This is a genomic window from Sphingomonas eleionomae, from assembly GCF_049889035.1.
In the GTDB taxonomy this organism is placed as follows: Bacteria; Pseudomonadota; Alphaproteobacteria; order Sphingomonadales; family Sphingomonadaceae; genus Sphingomonas.
In genome coordinates this window covers 165,531-187,105 of the sequence record NZ_JBLTWP010000002.1, presented here as the reverse complement: position 1 = coordinate 187,105, position 21,575 = coordinate 165,531, and the positions used below count along the sequence as shown (strand labels likewise).

Here is a 21,575-nt window from a genome sequence, read left to right as displayed (position 1 = left end):
GGCCCCTGCTCCATGCCCCCGGAGCAGGGGCCTTTCCGTTTCCGGTTGAGGCGGCACCCGCCCGCTTCCCCGCTCGGTGCCGAACCATACCGCCTTCCAATCTGGCGGAACCGCGCATCGCCCGCTACATCCCGGCCATGGCCAGCCTGCGCATTGCATCGTGGAACATCAATTCCGTCCGGTTCCGGATGGAGATCGTCGAACAATTCCTGCGCGAATCGGCGCCGGACATCCTGTGTCTTCAGGAGACCAAGGTCATCGACGGCGATTTCCCGCACGCTCCGTTCCATGCGCTTGGCTATCATCACATCGCCCTGAACGGTCAGCGGATGCATCATGGCGTCGCCGTGATCAGCCGCGTTCCGCTGGCCGAGGATGACCGCCTCGACTGGCAGGCGAACGGAGAGGCGCGACATATCGGCGTGCGGCTGGCCAACGGCCTGCGCCTCGAAAATGTCTATGTGCCCGCCGGCGGCGACATTCCCGACCGGGAAGCCAATCCGAAGTTCGGGCAGAAACTCGATTTCATCGAGCGCATGACGCAATGGTCGGCCGGCCTGTCGGGCCAGCCGGTGCTGCTGGTCGGCGATTTCAACATCGCGCCGCTGGAAAGCGATGTATGGAGCCACAAGCAACTGCTCGACGTGGTCAGCCACACGCCGGTGGAGGTCGATGCGCTGGCCCGGCTGCGCGCGGCGAACGACTGGGTCGATCTTGGCCGCCATTTCGTGCCCGCGCCCGCGCGCCTCTATACCTGGTGGAGCTACCGGGCAAAGGATTGGCTGGCATCGGATCGCGGCCGCCGCCTCGACCACATGTGGGCGAGCCGCGACGTCGCGGCCCGCGCCGTCGCGCACCGCGTCCATGAACATTGCCGCAGCTGGCTGAAACCGTCCGACCATATCCCCATCGAAACCGAGTTCGATTTCTGATGGACGCATCCCGCCGGGTTGCGCGCGCCATGGATGCGCTGCGCCGCGGCTGGCCGGTCACGCTGGCCGGGCCGGACGGGGCATTGTCGCTGCTGGCGATCGAAACCGCGGACGATGCGCGGCTGGCGGCGTTCGATCCCGATGGCCGGGCAGCGATCCTGATCAGCTTTGGCCGCGCCGCAACGCTCAAGCTCGCCAATCAGCTTGGCGCGGCTCAGCCCGATGCACCCGTCTGGGTCGATCGCGCGCCCTGGATCGATTTCCGCATCGCCACGGCGCTGGCCGATCCGCAGCTCGATATGGCGACGCCAATGAAGGGGCCGTTCCGCGCGATGTCGGGCTATGCCCCCGCCGCGGCCGCCGCCGCGCTGATCCTGGCCCGCAACGCCGGCTTGTTGCCTGCCTTTTTCGCGGCTCCCGGCGATCCGGCCGATCCCGACGCGATCAGCCCCGACGATATCGCAGCGCATGACGATCCCGTCCGCCTGACCATCGCCGCGCGCGCGCGCCTGCCCGTCGCGGTGGCGGAGGATGCGGAAATCGTCGCCTTTCGCACGCCGGAGGGGCCGGGCGAGCATGTCGCGCTGTTGATCGGCCAGCCGGACGGCAATCCGCCGCTGGTCCGCCTGCACAGCGAATGCCTGACCGGCGATGTGCTGGGCAGCCTCAAATGCGATTGCGGGCCGCAGCTGCAAGCCGCGCTCGCCGCGATCCGGGCGAATGGCTGGGGCATCCTCCTCTATCTGCGTCAGGAAGGACGCGGCATCGGGCTCATCAACAAACTGCGCGCCTATGCGCTGCAGGATCAGGGCTATGACACCGTCGATGCCAATACCCGGCTGGGATTCGCCATCGACGCCCGCGATTTCCGCGTGGCGGCCCGGATGCTCGCCCTGATGGGCCAGCGCCGGGTGTGCCTGCTTACCAACAACCCGGAAAAGGTGGCGGGGCTTGAGGCGGCGGGGATCGCGGTGGCGGAACGGGTGGCGCACAAGCTGCCGCCCAACCCGCATAATGAACGCTATCTCGCCACCAAACGCGACCGGACGGGGCATCAGCTTTAGGGCGGGGCCATATCCTGCCCTCGCTCATCCTGAGCCTGTCAAAGGATCCGCGCCAGCACCGCCGCCGCCCGAACGCTTTCCATGTTGGGTTTGCGCTGCTTAGCTGATCGGCATGGCCCGCCGACAATTCCGGTCCCGCCCATTCATTCCGTCTGCGGGATTGGCCGGGGGGCGATTTTGAAGCCGACGTAGCATCACCTTCGCCACCTTCCGACCGAAGGGGCCCCTTCGCCCGGCCTCCGAATCAGCCTCCGGATCAGTGCCCGCCGCGACAGGCGAGCGCGTTCAGGATGTCGTCGATCCGCGCCGGATCGCCCGCCGCGATTACCTCGCCATTGCTGCCGGCGTGCAGCGGATCGCCCGACCAGTCGCACATCCGCCCGCCCGCGCCCTCGACCACCGGCACCAGCGCGGCAAAGTCATGCAGCTTCAGCCCCGCCTCGACCACCACGTCGATCCATCCGCCGGCGACGCTGGCATAGTTATAGCAATCGCCGCCCAGCACGGTGGATCGGACCGCCCCGTCCAGATGCTCGAACGCGTGCAGCTGATCGTCGCTGAACAGCGCCGGGCTGGTCGTCGCCAGCAGCGCGTCGGCCAGCGCCTGACAGGTGCGCGTCCGCGCAGGCTTGCTGTTGAACAGCGTCTGCCGCCCGACCGCGCCGACCCATCGTTCCTTCAGCACCGGCTGGTCGATCACGCCCAGCACGGGCCAGCCATCCTCGATCAGCGCGATCAGCGTGCCGAAAATGGGCCGTCCGGCGATGAAGGCGCGGGTGCCGTCGATCGGGTCGAGCACCCAGACGCGCCCGCTCGTCCCCTCGCGCACGCCGAACTCTTCGCCGTGAATCCCATCCATCGGCCGTTCCGCGACAAGCAAGCGGCGCATCGCTTCCTCCGCCTCGCGGTCGGCCAGCGTGACGGGCGATGCGTCCGCCTTGGTGACAAGGCCCGCCTCGCCCCGGAAATAGCGGCGGATGATGGTGCCCGCCGCATCGGCAAGCTGTTCGGCAAGGGCAAGGTCTTGAGAGGAAACGGCCATGCCGTCCGTTAGAACATTGGCAGCCGCAGGGAAACCGTCAGCGATCGCACATCCGCTTCACGGAACCGCAACATCGCCGTGTCACGCCGTTGTCATGCGTATCCTGATCGCGCTTGCCGCCCTCGTCGCCCCGCTGCCCCTTGCGGCACAGACCCGCATCCTGCCCGACCGGCCAGCCGACGCAGGGGCGGCCGTCGACGGCGTGCCGGTGTTCATCGTCAATGAAGGGGCGGACCCGGCCACTGTCCCGCTGCCCACCCGGATCGACCTTGTGGCCGCCGACGGCACGCCGCTGACGCTGTTTCGGGAGGGGGAGGCGAGTGTCACCGTCGCGCCCGGCGGGTTCGCCCGCGCCCGCTATCGCAATGTCGATCCGCGTGCGGTGGCGCTGGCCCGCGCCGATGATGCCGATGCCGCGCCTCCGCCAGCGGTGGTCGAGACTGGCGAACTGGTGATGGTTGACAGCGATGCCGGCGCCGATCGCGGATTCCTGACCCGGTTTCGTCCGCATGAGCCGGTTTATGGCGCGTTCGGCCTGGGCGACGATGGCGCAAAACTGCAACTCAGCCTCGCCTTTCAGCCCTTTGCCGATGACAGTGGGCTGGCCGGGCTTCGCGTCGCCTGGACCCAGACGATGTTCTGGGCGCTTCAGGAACCGTCCGGGCCGATCCGCGAACAGATCTATAGCCCTGAGGTGTTCTGGCAGCTGCCGGTCGCCGATGGCTGGACCGGCGCGGCTGGCTGGCGGCACGATTCGAATGGCAAGGGGACGGCCGGATCCATCGATGCCAACCGGATTTACGCTCGCGTGACCCGCGATGTTGACCTTGGCGACGGCTGGTCGGGCAGTATCACGCCGCAGGCATGGTTCTATGTCGGCACTCAGGGGATTGCCCCGGATCTTCAGGATTATTGGGGCTATGGGTCGGTTCAGGCCGCGCTGGTTCAGCGCGACGGGCTAAAGCTGGCGGCGACGCTGCGCGGCAATCCGGCAACGGGTCGCGGCGCGGTGGAAGGGTTCGTATCCTATCCGCTGGCGCGACTGGGCGGGGGCCTTGGCCTGTCGCTGTTCGGACAGGTGTTTACCGGCCATGGCGAAACGCTCAGCGACTATCGGCTGCGCTCCACCGCCGCGCGGCTCGGCATAGCCTTTGTGCGGTAATCGACTTTGCCGGCCGGGGGCACTACACCGGCACGATTGTTCGATGGAGTGAAGCCAATGCGTCGTCTTGCCCTGACCCTGATGGCCGCCGCCCTTGTCGCCATGCCCGCCAGCGCCGCACTGAAGCAGGGGGTAAAGGCGCCGATGTTCGTCACTCAGGGCGCGATGGCGGGCAAGGTGACCAAGGTGGACCTCAAGGCCGAGTTGAAGCGCGGGCCGGTCGTCCTCTATTTCTTCCCCGCCGCCTTCACCAGCGGCTGCAATGCGGAGGCAAAGGCCTTTGCCGACCAGCTTGATCAGTTCAAGGCGGCGGGTGCGACCGTCATCGGCATGTCGGCCGACGATGTCCCCACGCTGCAGCGCTTTTCGAATGAGCATTGTGCGGGCAAGTTCCGCGTGGCGACCGCCAGCCCGGCGCTGGTCAAGCAGTTCGACGTGGCGCTGGGCCGCGAAATGAACGGCCGCGCGATCACCAACCGCACCAGCTATGTCATCGCGCCCGATGGCAGCATCCTGCTGTCGCACACCGACATGAGCCCCATGTCGCACATCCGCGAAACCCTGGCCGCCGCCAAGCGCTATCGGGCCAGCCGCGGCTGATCTCGGCTTGCCGGTTGCCGGACGGTTAACGCTGCAGCAACCAGCTATTAGCCTTTTTCCGATAGATCATCCGCGTAACGATGGCGCATCCGGGCCATTGTCGAATGCGATGAAGCGGGAAGGGGCGACATGGCCAGTCAAGTTGCCATGGGTTCGGCCGGGAAGATGGTCGGCAGCGATGGATTGTTTAGGCGAATCGGGTCGTTCCTGACGAATCAGCGGCTCGATCCGAACCCGGCAAACTACACCTTTGCCTATCATGTCGTCGCCGATCCGGATGGCCCGATCGCCAAGGCAGTGGCTGCCCTTACCGACGGCGGCGTCCGCCTGACCGCCCGCGAGGTCGATTCGATCGGCGGGCATATCGAAGGCGGGTCAGCCGACAGCGCAACGACCCTGTCCGAACAGCGCCGCATGGTCGAAGGGCTGGTGGCCCGCACCCAGATGCAGGTGCAGGGATTCGAGGACATGATGCGCGACATGCAGGCGGAAACGGCCGATTTCGGTCGTGACCTCGCCGAAAGCGCCGCCGCGATCGCAACGCCGCACAGCGATGACGAAACATTCGAAACCGTCATCGACAAGGTGAAATTCATCACGGGCACCATGCTGGAACGCGTACGGGTCGCTGAATCCCGGCTCGATCTGGCAACGCGTGAGGCCAGCGAGCTGCGCGCCAAGCTGGAGGAAGCGCGCGACAACGCCCGCCGCGACCCGCTGACCGACCTGCCCAACCGCCGCGCGTTCGAAGAGGCGTTCCAGGCGCAGGCCGCAACGGGCGAGCCGCTGATTGTCGCGATCTGCGACATCGACCATTTCAAGGCGGTCAACGACCAGTTCGGCCACGCCGTGGGGGACCGGGTGCTGAAGGCGATCGGTCAGGCGCTGGCCGGCCAGTGCACCGGCCATTTTGTGGCTCGGCATGGCGGTGAGGAGTTTGCGATCCTGTTTACCGGGATCGAACCCGGCGAGGCGGAGCGGCTGCTCGACACCTGTCGCCATGTCGTTGCCCGCAAGCGGTATCGGCTGCGCGAAACCGATATGCCGGTGGGCGAACTGACTTTCTCCGGCGGAATGACCTGCATCCTGCCGGGTGAGCCTCTTGCGGAGGCCTTTCAGCGCGCGGACGTCGAACTGTACCGTGCGAAGGAATCCGGCAGGAATCAGATCTGCACAGATTGGTAATATCTGCCGAACAACAGTGTGAATTGCAGGTCTGGATAGGTAATTATCGCCAATCTTTTTGAAGCCGTTTTACAAACCGTTGAAAATGAACGATAAATGAATTTGGCACGCTCTCTGCATTACATAGTGCATCAGCGACGGACGGTCCGATACGCTGGATACAGGGAGTGACTATCATGATGAACGTTTCCAACATTTCGCGTCAGCTGGTGTCGCTGGTCGGTGCGCTGTTCGTCACCGTTGTCCTGGTTGCCTCGGCGACCCCGGTCCTGCCGATCGCTTGATCGCGGCATGACCGCCACCGGCCCCGGGCGGGAGCGTCATTCGCAGCGCTGACCCGCCCGGACAGGCCGAGACATCGGCGGAACTGATCGGAACCGCCCGCCGTTTCCTTGCCAACCATCAGGCAAGGAGAGCCCCAATGTCCGATCCCATCGACATGTTGCACGAAGACGCGCTGCCCGGCGAAGAGGCGTTGCTGACGCCGCCACCCGACTGGCAGCCACGCTATCCCGGTTCCGGCCGGCTGAGCGGCAAGGTGGCTGTCATCACCGGCGCAGACAGCGGCATCGGCCGCGCCGTTGCAGCATTGTTCGCCCGCGAAGGCGCCGATATCGCCATCGTCTATCTGAACGAGCATGGTGATGCGGACGAAAGCAAACGCATCGTCGAAGCAGAGGGTCGTCGCGCAATCACGATTGCCGGCGATATCGGTGACAAATCCTTTTGTGCCGCGGCCGCGCAAACCGTGATCGAAGCGTTCGGCACCGTCGATATCCTGGTCAACAATGCCGGGGAGCAGCATCCCGACAAGGAGCTGACCGACATCAGCGAGCATCAGCTGCGCCGGACATTTCAGACCAATGTCTTTGGCATGTTTTTCATGACGCAGGCTGTGCTGCCGCACCTTCGGCCCGGATCGGCCATTGTGAACTGCACCTCGGTCACCAGTTATCAGGGTGAGCCGGAACTGCTCGATTATTCGTCCACCAAGGGGGCGATCACTGCCTTCACGCGGGCGCTTTCCGAAAATCTGGTCGGCAAGGGGATCCGGGTGAACGGTGTTGCGCCCGGTCCCATATGGACGCCGCTTAATCCGATGGGCGGGGCTTCACCCGAAAAGCTCGCGCATTTTGGCGAGGGGACGCCGATGGGCCGGCCGGGCCAGCCCAATGAGGTTGCCCCCGCCTTTCTGTTCCTGGCCTGCGACGATTCCAGCTACATGTCGGGACAGGTGCTGCATCCCAATGGCGGCACCATCGTGAACGGGTGAAAACGTGAACGGGTGAAAACCAGGGTCGGCGGACGGGCATCGCCCACTTGCCGGCCCTGTTTTCCCGTCAGCGGGTTACCGTCGCCACGTTATCGTCGGAATTGCGGTCGACATATTTGTTGTAGGGATCGACGCCCGCAAATTTGGGTTCGCCGTTGGTGACGATCCGGATCTGCTGCTTTCCGCTGTTCACCGGGCGACGCTCCATCATCAGCACGTCCTTGGCGGCAAAGGCGCCCACTCCGGGACGGGCGGTGAACAGCCCGATGTCGATTGTGTCGGCCAGCGGCGCCTCGGTTTCCTTGCCCCGGCCATCGGCGTGGAACTTCTTGCCCTCGACCGTAATGACCGTTTCGAAACGCCCGCCACCGACCGGCCTGGTCTTGGCGTCGGTCACCTTGAGATCATAGATCGTGATCCGTTCGAACAAGTCGCTGATCAACTGCCGTTCGGCAGGATTGCGGGCGATGCCGTTCAGGCCGGCCAAGAGGTCGGTCGATGCGGCATAGGGCGCGCCCTTGAACCGATACCGGTCGAGCAAGCCCGCCAGCATCGCGTTCATCCGGTCCTCGCCCAGACGATCCTGAAGCAGGTACATGACCAGCGCGCCCTTGCGGTAATGGATATAGCCCTGGTTCTCGACGCGCAGCAGCGGCAGTTCCTCGATCGCCTCGCTGCCGCGCGAGCGCAGGTAATTGTCCAGCTCATATTTCAGGAAACGGCGGATCTTGTCCTCTCCGTACAGCTTCTTCATCACCATCAGCGCCGAATATTGCGCCATGGTTTCGACCAGCACCGTGCCGCCCTGCTGATCCGCGCTGATCAGCTGATGTGCCCAATATTGGTGGGCAACCTCGTGCGCGGTGACATAGGTGACATAATCGATCTCGTCCGGATCGCTGTTGTCGGCAAGGAAGCCCAATGATTCCGAATAGGGCATGGTGCCGGCAAAGGCCTGGGCAAAGCTGGCATAGCCCGGAAACTCAATGATCCGGGCATAGTCGAACTGATAGGGGCCGAAATTGCCGCGGTAATAATCCAGCGACGCCTTCATCGCCTTCAGCATCGTGTCAGTGTTGTAGGCATGGGCAGGATGGTAGAACACCGTCAGTTTCACGCCGCCGCCCGCATCCATGGTCTTTTCGGCATAGCGCGCGGACTGCACCGAGAAAAAGCTGAGGATCGGGGCGGTCGACACGAAACGGGCGGTGCGTCGGCCATTGGCCGAGCTGTCCGCCACCTTGCGCCCCGGTGCGATCGGGGTCTGGTCCGCGTCCGTCGACACGGTGATGTCGCTGCGCACCCAATCGGCATTGCCGACATAGTTGCGCATCCGGGCGGACTGATCCTCCAGCTTGGCTGGCCGCAGTTCGGGTGTCAGGCCATAGCGGCGGCGCTTTACCCTGTCCTGCAACAGACCGGACCGGTCCATGCCGATCTGCGGGGCGAACTCGCCATTGTTCAGGAAGGTGCCGTTGGCGACCAATCGGGTATCCTCGCCATTGGCGCGAATGCCCTTTTGCTCGCGGATCGTCTCAAAGCTGAGCGTGCCGGTGGCACCGGGTGCGAGTGGCCTAGCAAACCGATAGATGCGGTATTTGAACGCCGCATCGTTGCTGGCCAGCGTCGCGCCTGGCACGGTGACCGACACCAGCCGCGTCTGCTGATCCTGCAGCCGCACATGCAGTTCCGGCACCGGCTGTCCAGTATCGTTCACGAACTTGTACACGCCGTTGACCATTGCCCGGCGATCGGATGGGTGGATGGCGACATCCAGCTTGATGTCGGTCAGCGCCGGCTGGGGCACCCGTTCGTATTTCAGATATTTCTTCTCGTAATCGGCCAGCAGCTTTTCGGTATCGTCGCTGTTCCGGTACACGTTCAGGACGTTCATGTTGTAGAAAATCCAGCCGCCGCTAGCCGCTGCCACAACGACCCCCAGTGCCAGAAGGACGCCCGGTCCGCCCGCAAGCCGCGCTGGCATCCGCCGCAATCGCGGGCTCAGCCGGTCCTCGGTCCCCCGCCGCCACAACAGATGGGCGAGCACGGCCAGGATTAGTGCCCATGCACCCCAGTACAGGCGCAGCCACCAACCGGTCGCTCCGCCGATCTGATCCCCGTTCATGTCGGAAAAGCGGGCCGCACCTGTCGATCCGTACAGATAGAGCGGGTGGTCGAAGCCGAGGTTGGACAGCGTCAGCGTCGCCACGACGTAAACGACCATTAGACCCCAGCCGAGATACTTGTTCGGCACCAGCGCCTGGATGAACACGGCCAGGATGGCGAGGATGATCATATCGACGCCAAGTGGCAACAGATACCAGCCGAAATAGCTGCCCAGCGCCAGGTCCGTCTGACCCCGGAACAGCTGCACGAGCACGGCGGCAATCACCGATATGCCAAGCGTCGCGAACAGCACCAGACTGACTGCCAGCACCTTTGGCACCAGATAGGCCCAGTTGGGCAGCGAGGTCGCATCGACGATCTCGTGCATCTTGCGGTCGCGGTCGCGCCAGACGAGTTCGCCTGCATAATAGACGGCGATGATGATCGGGATCAGCGTGAAGGCGCCAAGAAGAACCGGGATCAGTGCAAAGGTGAGCGGCCGGGCCGGCGTGCCGTAAATCTCGTTGGCAAAGATCAGCGCCCCGACCGCGTTGAACAGGCCGATGACCATCAGCACGAAAAAGGCCGGGCTCTTGAACACCTGCGCCATTTCGAAGCGGCACCGCGCCCACAGCCGGCTGGCATTGGCTGCATCCGGCCGGGTATCCGGCAGGCGGGCGACCAGCAGCGGCTCGCCGGGCGGTACCTTGCTGGGCTTGGACGAAGCCGCGCCCTTTTCGATGAACCGGAACCGCCAGATCGCGATCAGCAGTGCGACGATGGACACCACGAACCAGATGGCCCGGTTGATCAGCAGCATTCCGGCAAAGGCCGGCATCATCGTGTTCGCTTCGGCGGCCGTCCAGTATCGCGTGACATAACCGACCGCGCCCAGGCCGAAGGGCTCAAGATAGGCTGCCGTCTCCCGCCATTCCGGCTGGGTCGAAACCACCGCCAGCAGGACAGTGTAGAGCACGAGGAACAGGACGACGCCGACATAGCTCCACATCATTGACCGCGTCAGCGTGGCGACACCGAAAAAGATCGCGGAGGTGAGCAACAGGTTCGGCAGCGCCAGCACCACGAACGCATAGGCGTAGTGCGACAAGAGACCCGGCCCCAGGGTTTCTGCATCGACCCACGGCATGGCCGAACCAACGATCATGCCGATGGGAATGGACAGAAACGCAATGGCCGCGATGATCCATGCCCCGACGAACCGGCCCATCAGATAGGCGAACTTCGACACCCGCGTCGTTCGCACGATCGGGCCGAACCCGCTGTCATCGTCTCGTACGACCACGTTGGCGACGAAAGCGACCGTGACGAACATGAAGAACAGCGAGAAGATCTGATAGGACTGCATGATCGCCTGCGGGCTGTTCTTGTGAACATTCCCGCCCGATCCGATGCTGATGTTCGGGGTGGCGACCGCGCCGAATGCGAACAGAAAGAAGAGGATGAACACGACCCAGAAAACCGGGTTGCGAAACTGATAGCGCAGCTCGAACGCCGCGATCTTGCCGAACATCGGGCTTTCTCCGGATCAGGCGGCTGCGGGCATGGGCGAGGCGGCGCGGCGGGATTTTGCCAGGGTGGAGAAATAGACATCCTCCAGCCCGCCCGACACTGCGGCAAAACCGTCGCCGGGATCACTGGGCGACAGGATATGGATGATCGTCCGTCCGGCGAACAGCCGCGTCGAGATCACCTCGTACCGTGCCTTGTGATCGTCCAGCTCGGTCCTCGCGATGGTCTTGGCCCAGATCGTGCCGCGCGACCGGTCGATCAGGTCGAGCGGTGCACCCTCTAGCTGGATACGGCCATCGGCCAGCACCGCCATGCGCGGGCACAGATCCGCCACATCCTCGACAATGTGCGTCGACAGGATGATGACGACATTCTCGCCGATTTCGGCGAGCAGGTTGAGGAAGCGGTTGCGCTCCTCCGGATCAAGGCCGGCGGTCGGTTCGTCGACGATGATCAGTTCGGGGTTGCCGATCAACGCCTGCGCAATGCCGAAGCGCTGACGCATCCCGCCCGAAAAACCGGCAATCGCTTTCTTGCGGAACTTCCACAAATTGGTCTGATTGAGGAGCGTTTCGACCGTTTCCTTGCGTTCGCGCGCATTGGCGACGCCCTTCAGCACCGCCATGTGATCCAGCATGTCATATGCCGAGACGCGCGGATAAACACCGAAATCCTGGGGAAGATAGCCGAGCGTGCGGCGCAGTGCCTCCGGCTGCTTCAGCACGTCGATCGCGCCAAAGGTGATGCTGCCCGTGGTGGGCGACTGAAGCGTTGCGATGGTCCGCATTAGCGTGGATTTGCCCGCGCCATTGGGGCCGAGCAGGCCGAACATTCCCTTTGGAATGGACAGCGTCACCCCGTCCAGCGCGCGCGTTCCGTTGGGATATACATGGGTGACATTGTTGAGTTCGAGCATCACGAATCCCCCTGATATGCGCGCAGAATATCAACGGTGTGTTATAATGCTAGAGCGGTAATTCAGCCGGGCGGCGTATCCAGCCAGGCAGCGACCCATAGCAGCGGCGCGTTCCAGTTTACCGCGACCTCGTTCAGTTCATAGGCGCCAATATCGTCGGCCCAGCACGTCTGGTGAACGCATTTGCCCTCCAGTTTGCGCCCTGCCGGCGAGGAAAGGCGGCTGTTCGGCCCGCCGGAAAGCACGCCGGGCGGCGGGGGCGGCAGCGCCGGGTCGGCAGACGGCGCCCAGAAGCGGTGATGGGGATGTTGTATCGGCCGCGCACCAAAGCCGGACACATAGCTCTGGTCGAGCGGGTTGCGGCCGAGAAGATAGTCCATCGCATCGACGACACCCTGACGATAGGCGTCGCGTCCGGTCAGGTCGTGCGCCAGACCCAGCAGTATTGCCCGGTTCAGCACGTTGGAATTGGATCCCCAGGGCAGGTTTTCCGGGCCATAGGGGATGGCATAACCGACCGACTGCCGGTCGCTGACGAACCGGTCGGCACCGGCCGTCAGCCCACGCAGCAATGCCGCGCGTTGTTCGTTGCCCAGGGCGGGACGGCTGACCATCAGGGTGATCGCGCCCAGCGTCGCGGTCGATCCCCAGCCGGGTTCCGACAGCGGCTCACCCTTCAGCAGCGGCGATGCCTCAACAACGGCGCGGGCGTCGGCATCGCCTGTCGCGGCGAACAGTTCAGCGGCGGCCCAGAAGAATTCGTCCGACAGCGTCCCGTCGCCATAACCGCCCGATCCGGTAAAGGGCGCGATGGCATAGACATCGGGATTGCGGCGCGCGGCGGCCCAGGCGGCTCGCGCCGATGCCAGGCAGCGGTCGGCAAAGCGATTGTCGATGCCTCGCCACAGCCGGGCGCATTGCGCGGTGACCGCCGCCAGGTTCAGCGTGGCGGCGGTCGAGGGCGGGAACAGCACGCGCTTTGCCGTGTCGAGGTGCGGCGGGGTGGGCAGCGGCGTCCAGTTTTCGTCGCCCATCTTGTGATGCGCCATCCCGCCCGCGTCGATTTCCGTGAAGGAAAGCCCGGCCTGCGCCTGCTTTTGCCCGACCGGAACGGACAGGCGGGTGCCGGCGGGCACCTGCATCTTCATCATCCATTCCAGCTCGAACCGCGCCTCGTCCAGCAGGTCATCGACGCCATTGCCGCTTTCGGGGATCAGCCCGCCCTTGTCGCCAAAAGGCTGAGCCTCACCCCGCCGGGTGGCACGTTCGTACAGGTTCATCAGCGTCCAGACGCTGATGCCGCCATTCACCACATATTTGCCCTGATCGCCCGCGTCATACCAGCCGCCCGACATATCGGGGCTGTATGTGCAGCGCGGCCAGTCGTTGCCGAATTCATCGCGTCCGCCGACGCAGCTTGCCGTTTCGCCGGCATGGCCCGCCGGTCGCGCCCAGCGTTCGCCGCCGGCGAACCGCGCCTGGATGGGCACCCCGGCGCGCTGCTGGTAGAAAAAGTTGAATGCCGCCCGCTTCAGCGGGCCATAGGGGGCGGGCTGAACGGAAAAGGGTCGGCTTGTTGCCGGTCCCGCTGTCAGCCGGTATCCCTGTCCCGACAGCCGGGCCGCATCGAAGGTGATGCGATGCACGCTCTGGCCGGAATGCCGGTCTGCGCCGAACGCCGCCGTCCTGCCGCTGGCCACCCGCTTTCCGGTCGCATCGATCAGTTGCCAGCCAATGGGCGATTGTCCCGGCGCGATCAGGATCGCGGTCTGGCCCGGCTCCGCCAGCACGGCGTGCTGATTAAGGCGGATGGCAGGCGCATCGGCCGGTTCGGCATGAACCAGAGCGGGCGCCGACAGGGCGATGATCGCAGTCAGCATTCCGGTAATCGCCCGCATCGTCCCGCGCTCCTGTTCCCGATTAATCAAAGCTGGCCCAGCATCTGGCGCAGCGTGGCGCGCATCCGCTGCATCATGCCGGCATCCGCATCGCCCAGCACGCCGCGGGCGGCGCGGGGCAGATGATCCGCCACATCATCGTCGAACACCAGGTGCATGAAACTGTGCCGCCACGCCGCCCGCTGATCCGGCGGCAACTGGCGCAGCGCGATCAGTGCGTGCATCAATGCGCCATAGGGATTGGGCAGATCCCGTCGCCCGGCATTCCACCAGTAATTGACGAACAGGTTGAACCGTTCCAGCGATTCGACCCCATGCCACCAATGGAACGGGATATAGATGGCATCGCCCGGTTCCAGCAGGGCCGACTGGGCCATGGACGCCGCCTCTGCATAGCGGGGAAAGCGGTCCAGATCCGGCGCAACAGTATCGACCAGGCTGACCGGCGTTCCGGCGGGGGTAAGCTCGATGGGGCCAAGATAGAGATTGCGGGCCTGATCGGGCGGAAACAGGGTAAAGCGCCGCCGCCCGGCAACGACGATGCCGATGTTTTCCATCAGGTCGTAATGCGGGGACACGCGGATGCGGTTGCCGATCCACGCGCGCGCCGGGGTGCCGGTGGGCGGCAGCGGGCTTTGATGGTCGGCAATGAAGCCGGGCATCAACTCATCCAGAATTTCCGATTGGACCGCGATGGAAAAGGGAGCGTCCAGCGCCCGATCGTTCAACAGCCGCTCGAAAAAAGCCTCAAGGTCGATTTCCCCGCGCGTGAAGTTGAGGCTGCGATAATCAGGCGTGTAGAAAAACCGCCCCTGGATCTCTGGCGCGCCAACCAGGACCTGAACCGGGCGCCGCGGATGATGCGCGGCAAACAGTGCGGCCAGCGCCTCGTCCGATTGCCGGGCAGCGTGGACCGCCGGCCAGTGTTCGGCATGGCCGCGCAGGACAACCGGCTGTCCGGCCGGCTGGATCTCCGAAATGAACCGGGCGCGATCGACGCCCGCAAGCTCGCGGATCGGCGTGGGCGAGGGCAGGGTGGTCACGATGCCTTGCGCAGCACCTCGCCGGACGCGCTCCCCTCGGCAATCAGGAAGTCGCGCTGGGTGGGCATCCGGTCGGCGGTGTCGGCGATGATCGCGCGAATGTGATGGAGCCGCTTCAGCGTTTCGGCATCCGGCAACAGGTCGGCGGCCGGGTGATAGCCGCCTGCCTCGATCCCCTGACCCACCATGACGGACAGCCAGCTGGTTTCGGTGAACAATTCCTCATGCTCGCGGAACACCCGGCCGTTGGACCGGAACATGGCGAGCTTTTCCTGCAACCCCTCGGGCGGGGTCAGCGTGCGGCAATAGCGCCAGAAATCGGAATCGTCCCGCTCCGTCGCCTTGTAATGCAGGATCAGGAAATCGCGGATATCGAGATATTCCTTGACCGATCCGCGATTGTACCGGTCAATTTCCTGCTGATGAAAACCCTGTGTCGGGAACAGGGACATCAGCCGCGCAATCCCCGACTGGATCAGGTGGATGCTGGTCGATTCCAGCGGTTCCAGGAAACCGCCGGCAAGGCCCATCGCAACGACGTTCTTCTCCCAGGAACGATGGCGATGCCCGGCGGTGAAACGGATCGGTTTCGGGTCGGCAAGGGCGGGCGCATCAAGATGGGACAGCAGCGTCGCCGCCGCCTCGTCATCGCTGATATGGGCGCTGGAATAGACATAGCCGTTGCCGGTGCGATGCTGTAGCGGGATGCGCCATTGCCAACCGGCCGTGCGCGCGGTCGATCGCGTGATCGGTTGCTGGTCGCCCGAGCTTTCGCACGGCACCGCCATTGCCCGGTCACAGGGCAACCAGCGCGTCCAGTCCTCATAGCCTACACCCAGCGTCTCGCCCAGCAGCATCGAGCGAAAGCCGGAGCAGTCGATGAACAGGTCGCCCGCGATTTCGCGCCCGTCCTCCAGCACGACTGCGGTGACGAACCCCGATTCCGGATGCTGGTTTACCCGAGTGATCCGCCCCTCGGTCCGGGTCACGCCGCGCGCTTCGGAAAAGCGGCGCAGGAAGCGGGCGTAGAGGCCGGCATCGAACTGAAACGCGTAGGCGATCTTTGAAACCGGCGAATTGCGCGCTTCGGGCTGTGGCCGCAGAAACTTGGAATTGCGCGCGGCGACGACCGACATTGAATAGTCATCAAGCTCGGACGTGTCGCCCAGCATCCGCCCCTTCAGCCAGTGATGGTGGAACTCGATCCCCATCATGTCGATGCCATAGGTGCCAAACGGGTGGATGTAACGATGGCCGATCCGGCGCCAGTCGACGAATTCGATCCCCAGCTTATAGGTCGCGTTCGTCTCCCGCATGAACTGGATTTCGTCCAGGCCCAGCAGGGCGTTGAACAACGTGATCTGCGGGATCGTCGCCTCGCCCACACCGACCGTGCCGATCGCGTCGGATTCCACCAGTTCGATGGACAGGTCGGGGAGGCTGCCCATCACCTGCGCCATGGCGGCTGCGGTCATCCAGCCGGCGGTGCCGCCGCCGACAATGACCACCCGGCGGATGCGATCCGGCCTCATGATGCCATATCCATCGGCATGCCCTGATGCTGAAGAATGCGGGCAATGAACGTTTCGTGAGAGGGAAGCTGGCCGACCGTGCCGGCGATCTCCTGCCGATAGCGTTCGAGCATGGCGGCAACCGCGTCATCGTCCAGCCCATCGGCGACCGGATCATAGCCGGTCGGCATCTGGCGCTGGCCCATCATTACGGCAACCCAGCTGGCCGGGGAGAACAGCTCGAACCCATCCCGGAACGTGCGGCCACGCCCCCGGAACAACGCCATCTTGTGCGCCAGCGGTTCCGGGATCGGCATCGTGCGCATGTAATTCCAGAAGGATGAATCATCCCGTTCCGTGGCGTGATAATGAAGGATGATGAAATCACGCAGATCTTCGAACTGATCCTGCAGCACCATGTTATATTCGGTGCGCTCGACATCGTTGCGCCCGGTGTCGGGGAACAGGGCGATCAGCCGTGCTATCCCTGTCTGGATCAAATGGATGCTGGTCGATTCCAGCGGCTCGATGAACCCGGCGGACAGGCCGATCGCCACGACATTATGGCTCCATGTCTTGCGCCGCCGCCCCGTCTTGAACCGGATGGTTCGCGGTTCGGCCAGCGCTTCGCCCTCCAGGTTCGCCAGCAGCGTCGCCGTTGCCTCATCCTCGCTGATGTGCGCAGTCGAAAATACATGGCCGTTCCCGGTCCGATGCTGCAACGGAATCCGCCATTGCCATCCTGCCGAATGCGCGATCGAGCGGGTATAAGGGGTCAGCGGCCCGACGTTCGCGCTGGGCACCGCAACGGCCCGGTCGCAGGGCAGCCAGTGGCTCCAGTCGTCATAGCCCGCACCCAGCGCCTCTTCGATCAGCAGCCCGCGAAAGCCCGAGCAATCAACGAACAAGTCACCCGCGATGCGTTCGCCATTCTCCATCTGAACCGACGCGATGTCGCCGCTTTCGCCATCGCGATGCGCGCCCACGATCCGGCCTTCGATCCGGGTAACGCCGCCGCGTTCCGAATAATCGCGCAGGAACCGGGCATAAAGCGAGGCATCGAAGTGAAAGGCATAGATCATCTCACGGACGATGGACTGGGCCGTTGCCGCGGGGCGGGCGAACCGGTTGTGCGCGGCCGCCATCGACGGCATCGAATAGGCCGAAATGTCGGGCATCGGCCGGCGCGCCCGCTCATGCAGGTAAAGCTGGTGAAAGGGGACACCGTTCACCGGATGGCCGTAATGGCCGAACGGATGGAAATACCGGTCGCCCTGGCGTGCCCAGTTGACGAATTCGATCCCCAGTTTGAACGTGCCGTTCGTCGCGGCGATGAACTCGTTCTCGTTGATGCCGAGCATCTGATTGAACGTCAGGATGGGGGGGATTGTCGCCTCTCCCACGCCAACCGTACCGATGGCGTCGGATTCGATCAGGGTGATGCGGGTCCGGTCCCGCGCAAGCATTCTGGACAGCGCCGCCGCCGTCATCCAGCCGGCCGTGCCGCCACCCACAATGACTACCCGCTCGATCTGCTTCGTCATCCCTGCTCCCCGGCATCGATCGTGCTGCACTTATGCTGCAGTGGCTTGCCGACATAAATCATATCATTCGCTGCGGCGGCCAGGCGAAGAGTAAGCGCCATGGGGCAACTCCGTCAAATCGGTATGACAACTGTGTCAATGTCGTCACACATTGGCAGGTAATGCTCGAATCAGCTCTTGCTAACGCTACCATCAACAGATAAAAATTTGAGTCGAGCGCATATCAGGGGCATTGATAGCGCCGGGGTATAAAACACAGGGGGAGGGCATGATGCGTCATAGCGACGGTCTGCGGTCTGATATTCAATCATCATCCAACATTGCGAAATTGCTGCGCGGAAGCGCATCGCTGGTGGCGATCTGCGCCATGGCTGCTGCGGCCCCCGCATTCGCGCAGGATGCTGCGGCCGAATCGGATGCCGCTGCTGCACAGGACGCGCCGACCGGCGATGACGTGATCACCGTGACTGGCATTCGTGCCAGCCTAGCCAATGCGCAGTCGATTAAGCGCGGCTCCGACACCGTTGTCGACGCCATCACCGCCCAGGATATCGGCGCCCTTCCGGATCGGTCGGTGACCGAAGCGCTGCAGCGTATCCCCGGCGTTTCGATCAACCGCTTCGCCGGTTCGAACGATCCGGACCACTTCTCGGTCGAAGGGTCCGGCGTCGTTATCCGTGGCCTCAGCTATGTGCGGTCCGAATTCAACGGCCGCGATACCTTCTCCACCGGCGTCGGCGGACAGTCGATCAACTTTGCGGACGTGCCCGCCGAACTGCTCGGCTCGGTCGTCGTCGCCAAGAACCTGACCGCCGAAATGATCGAGGGCGGCCTGTCGGGTGTCGTCGATCTGCGCACGCGCCTGCCGTTCGACCGGCGCGGCCTGCACGGCGGCTTCAACCTTGAGGCCAATTACGGCGATCTTGCCAAGCAGGCGTCGCCCACCATGTCCGCTCTGCTGTCGAACACGTGGGACACAGGTGCCGGCACCTTCGGCCTGCTGGCCAATGTCAGCTATTCGCAGCTGCTCAGCCGGTCCGACGGCATTCAGGTCGCGAATTTCCAGACCCGCGACTATCAGCTGGCGGTTGAAGCCAACAGCTCCGACTCCTCGGTGCAGCGTTGCGCAAACCCGCTGCCCGGCAATTCCGATACGCAGACCCTGCCGGGCAACAACGCCCTGTGCGGCACGCCGCAAACGGCGGGCGCGGATGGCCTGGCCGACTGGGCCAACCTGCTCTATGCGCCGCTGGGCGGGCAGTTCCGGACCCAGGATTATGACCGGCGCCGCAAGGGTGTGGCACTGGCCGGTCAGTGGGAAAGCCTTGATCGCCGGGCGATGCTGACCGCCCAGTTCCTGCGCACCGAAGCCACGCAGCGCTGGGGCGAATATACGGCTGCGGCCGCGCCTGATCTGTCGGATTTCAACACCTACCCCTATGGCTGCCGTCCAAACGGAAATGGTGCCAACGTCGTCAACCAGGGGCTCCCCACCGGTGGTTCGACCACCCGTGCCGAATGCCCGCTGACTGGGTCGCTGCCGTTCCGGAACTTCGAATATGACGAGAATGGCGTGTTCGAACGCGGCTACATCACGCTGCCCGGGTCGGGCTGGCGTTCACAGGATTCGGGTGGCACGTGGCGGACCCCGACCGGCGGTATGCAGCAGGAATATTCACGCCGCGAGGTTGATGAAAAGAATGTCGTCGCCGATTATGGCCTGAATTTCAAATTCACCCCGAACGATCGCTGGTCGTTCCAGGCGGATGCGCAATTCGTGCAGGCGCGCCGGGATCAGATCGATTTCAGCCTGTTTGGTGGCGGCTTCGCTGACCAGGAGCTGGACATTTCCGGCAAGATTCCGGTCGTCGTCAATCACAAGCCGCTGTGGCTGTCCGCAGACTGGGCTGGGGCGACAAGTCCGAATGGATCGCCCTGTCCCACGCCTGGTACGTGCTCGCCCAACGCGCGCATCAATGGCCAGAACGATCAGCAGTATTTCACCGATCCGGGCAACTACTTCTTCCGCGCTGCCATGGACCATTTCGAGCAGTCGCAAGGCGAGGAAGCGGCGTTCCGCGGGGACATCCAGTATAATTTCGACGAGGATTCGTTCCTGAAGCGGCTGAAGGTCGGCGGCCGCTATGCCGACCGTGACCAGACCGTCCGTTACAGCAATTACAACTGGGGTACCTTGTCCGAAACCTGGGGCGGCAATGGCCCGCAGTGGATGGACGATCCGCGGTTTCGCAACAATGTGTCGTTCTTCTCGTTCGACAACTTCTTCCGCGGAGCGACGCCGGGGCCGATCGGCGGCTTCTATTACAATGGCGACCTTATCGAGAATTATGATCAGGCCGTGCGGTTCGCCCGTCAGGTTTCCGACGCCGGCGGTATTGGTGGCTCCTGGCGGCCTGCTGCTCAGCGCGCCAATGCCGATCCGCTAACCGGTTTCCGTCCGGATGAGATCCAGCAGGTCTCGGAACGCAACATCAACGCCTATGCCATGCTGAGCTTCGATAGCGATCGGGGCAATGGCGGCCTCGCGGTCAGCGGCAATATCGGCGTCCGTTTCGTCGATACCGAAGTCCGTTCGGTCGGTGCCTTCACCTTCCCCACGCGGCAGGAAGTCGGCGTTGCCGACGATTTTGCAACGCGTTGCCGGGACGTGACGCTTCCTTCGCCGCCCGCGCCGCCGAATACCACCCGGCCTGCGGGTGGGATCTGCGTCCTTGGCCAGGCCGCCTATGATCAGGTCCGGCTGTTCGCCGATGGCCGGAGCGATCCGAACACTGCGGTCAACAAGTATCGCTACTTCCTGCCCAGCTTGAACCTGAAGGTGCAGCTGACCAACAACTTGATTGCGCGATTTGCCGGATCGCGGGCCCTTGCCCGTCCGGAGATGAATCAGATCCGCAATTTCTTCACCTTTGGTTCGAACCAGAACGACCCGAGCCGGCTGCAGGGCAATGCGGGCAATCCGTTCCTGAAGCCTGCGATTTCGGACCAGTTCGACGTCACGCTGGAATGGTACTTCGCTCGCGTCGGTTCGCTGACGATCAACGGGTTCTACAAGGATATCAAGGGTTTCTTCTACCAGAACGTCATTCCGATCCAGTTGACCAACAACGGCGTCACCCTGACTGCCAATGTCCGTCAGCCGGACAATTTCGACGGGTCGGGCAAGGTGAAGGGCTTCGAAGTCGCCTATCAGCAGACCTTTGATTTCCTGCCCGGGTTCCTGAGCGGCCTTGGCTTCAGTGGTAGCTACACGTTTATCGACAGCGAAGGTTTGCCTGCAAACCGTCCGGTCTTTGGTCCTGCGACCAATCTCGATCCGGGTCCGCTGCCGTTGGAACAGCTGTCACGGCACAACGTCAATGCTTCGGTGTTCTATGAAAAGGGGCCGGTCTCTCTGCGTGCCGCCTATAACTGGCGCTCGCGGTTCCTGCTGACGGCGGCGGACGTGATCCATCCCTTCTATCCCATCTTCAATGATGAGACGGGACAGCTGGATGCCTCTGCGTTCTTCTCGCTGTCGCCGGTGATCAAGGTGGGTGTGCAGGGCGTGAACCTGCTCAACGAAACCACCCGGACGCTGCAGCAATATACCGGCCTGCCGAACACCTATGTCGGGCCGCGTTCCTACTTCATCAACGATCGTCGCTTCGCCTTTATCGTTCGCGGCAGCTTCTGATCTACGATCTCTGATCAAGGGGGGGTCTTCGGCAACGAAGGCCCCCTTTTTCTTTGCGCGCGAGATGGCGAT

At 63.7% G+C, this 21,575-nt stretch carries 14 protein-coding genes; 7 read left to right on the top strand and 7 right to left on the bottom strand.

What is annotated here, in order from left to right; all coding sequences use genetic code 11:
* The first annotated feature begins 137 nt into the window (after positions 1-137).
* Both ACNI3Q_RS05085 and ribA read left to right on the top strand, forming a co-directional pair.
* Positions 138-932: an exodeoxyribonuclease III gene (locus tag ACNI3Q_RS05085; protein ID WP_426274539.1), complete on the top strand. Its 795-nt coding sequence runs from the start codon at positions 138-140 to the stop codon at positions 930-932.
* Positions 932-1,996: a GTP cyclohydrolase II gene (gene ribA / locus ACNI3Q_RS05080; RefSeq protein WP_426274537.1), complete on the top strand. Its 1,065-nt coding sequence runs from the start codon at positions 932-934 to the stop codon at positions 1,994-1,996. Before ACNI3Q_RS05085 ends, ribA begins: the two co-directional genes overlap by 1 nt.
* Positions 1,997-2,252: 256 nt before the next feature.
* On the opposite strand, the gene hisN is transcribed toward ribA, so the two are convergent.
* A complete protein-coding gene (gene hisN, locus ACNI3Q_RS05075) occupies positions 2,253-3,038 on the bottom strand; it encodes a histidinol-phosphatase (protein ID WP_426274535.1) in 786 nt (261 codons plus the stop codon).
* 94 nt (positions 3,039-3,132) lie between these two features.
* On the opposite strand from hisN, the gene ACNI3Q_RS05070 reads away from it, so the two are divergent.
* The 4 genes from ACNI3Q_RS05070 (at position 3,133) to ACNI3Q_RS05055 (ending at position 7,258) form a co-directional block, all read left to right on the top strand.
* The gene (locus ACNI3Q_RS05070) at positions 3,133-4,200 is read left to right on the top strand and encodes a phospholipase A (RefSeq protein ID WP_426274533.1); all 1,068 of its coding nucleotides are present in this window, start codon (positions 3,133-3,135) and stop codon (positions 4,198-4,200) included.
* Positions 4,201-4,257: 57 nt separating this feature from the next.
* Positions 4,258-4,800 carry a peroxiredoxin gene (locus ACNI3Q_RS05065; RefSeq protein ID WP_426274531.1) on the top strand — a complete coding sequence of 181 codons (543 nt, stop codon included), beginning with the start codon at positions 4,258-4,260 and terminating at the stop codon, positions 4,798-4,800.
* Positions 4,801-4,929: 129 nt separating this feature from the next.
* Positions 4,930-5,985, top strand: coding sequence for a GGDEF domain-containing protein (locus ACNI3Q_RS05060; RefSeq protein WP_426274529.1), 1,056 nt, complete (start codon positions 4,930-4,932; stop codon positions 5,983-5,985).
* A gap of 421 nt (positions 5,986-6,406) precedes the next feature.
* A complete protein-coding gene (locus ACNI3Q_RS05055; RefSeq protein WP_426274527.1) occupies positions 6,407-7,258 on the top strand; it encodes an SDR family oxidoreductase in 852 nt (283 codons plus the stop codon).
* Positions 7,259-7,325: 67 nt separating this feature from the next.
* On the opposite strand, the gene ACNI3Q_RS05050 is transcribed toward ACNI3Q_RS05055, so the two are convergent.
* The 6 genes from ACNI3Q_RS05050 to ACNI3Q_RS05025 form a co-directional block, all read right to left on the bottom strand.
* The gene (locus ACNI3Q_RS05050) at positions 7,326-10,895 is read right to left on the bottom strand and encodes an ABC transporter permease/M1 family aminopeptidase (RefSeq protein ID WP_426274525.1); all 3,570 of its coding nucleotides are present in this window, start codon (positions 10,893-10,895) and stop codon (positions 7,326-7,328) included.
* 15 nt (positions 10,896-10,910) lie between these two features.
* A complete protein-coding gene (locus tag ACNI3Q_RS05045) occupies positions 10,911-11,810 on the bottom strand; it encodes an ABC transporter ATP-binding protein (RefSeq protein ID WP_426274523.1) in 900 nt (299 codons plus the stop codon).
* 62 nt (positions 11,811-11,872) lie between these two features.
* The gene (locus tag ACNI3Q_RS05040; protein ID WP_426274521.1) at positions 11,873-13,708 is read right to left on the bottom strand and encodes a glycoside hydrolase family 9 protein; all 1,836 of its coding nucleotides are present in this window, start codon (positions 13,706-13,708) and stop codon (positions 11,873-11,875) included.
* A gap of 26 nt (positions 13,709-13,734) precedes the next feature.
* Positions 13,735-14,751 (bottom strand): cupin-like domain-containing protein, encoded by a 1,017-nt coding sequence (locus ACNI3Q_RS05035; protein ID WP_426274519.1) that lies wholly within the window; start codon positions 14,749-14,751, stop codon positions 13,735-13,737.
* A complete protein-coding gene (locus tag ACNI3Q_RS05030) occupies positions 14,748-16,283 on the bottom strand; it encodes a tryptophan halogenase family protein (RefSeq protein ID WP_426274517.1) in 1,536 nt (511 codons plus the stop codon). The genes ACNI3Q_RS05035 and ACNI3Q_RS05030 overlap by 4 nt, the downstream gene beginning before the upstream one ends.
* Positions 16,280-17,806: a tryptophan halogenase family protein gene (locus tag ACNI3Q_RS05025; RefSeq protein WP_426274515.1), complete on the bottom strand. Its 1,527-nt coding sequence runs from the start codon at positions 17,804-17,806 to the stop codon at positions 16,280-16,282. The genes ACNI3Q_RS05030 and ACNI3Q_RS05025 overlap by 4 nt, the downstream gene beginning before the upstream one ends.
* A gap of 352 nt (positions 17,807-18,158) precedes the next feature.
* Between ACNI3Q_RS05025 and ACNI3Q_RS05020 the strand changes: the two genes are divergently transcribed.
* Positions 18,159-21,503: a TonB-dependent receptor gene (locus tag ACNI3Q_RS05020; RefSeq protein ID WP_426274513.1), complete on the top strand. Its 3,345-nt coding sequence runs from the start codon at positions 18,159-18,161 to the stop codon at positions 21,501-21,503.
* Positions 21,504-21,575: the final 72 nt, after the last annotated feature.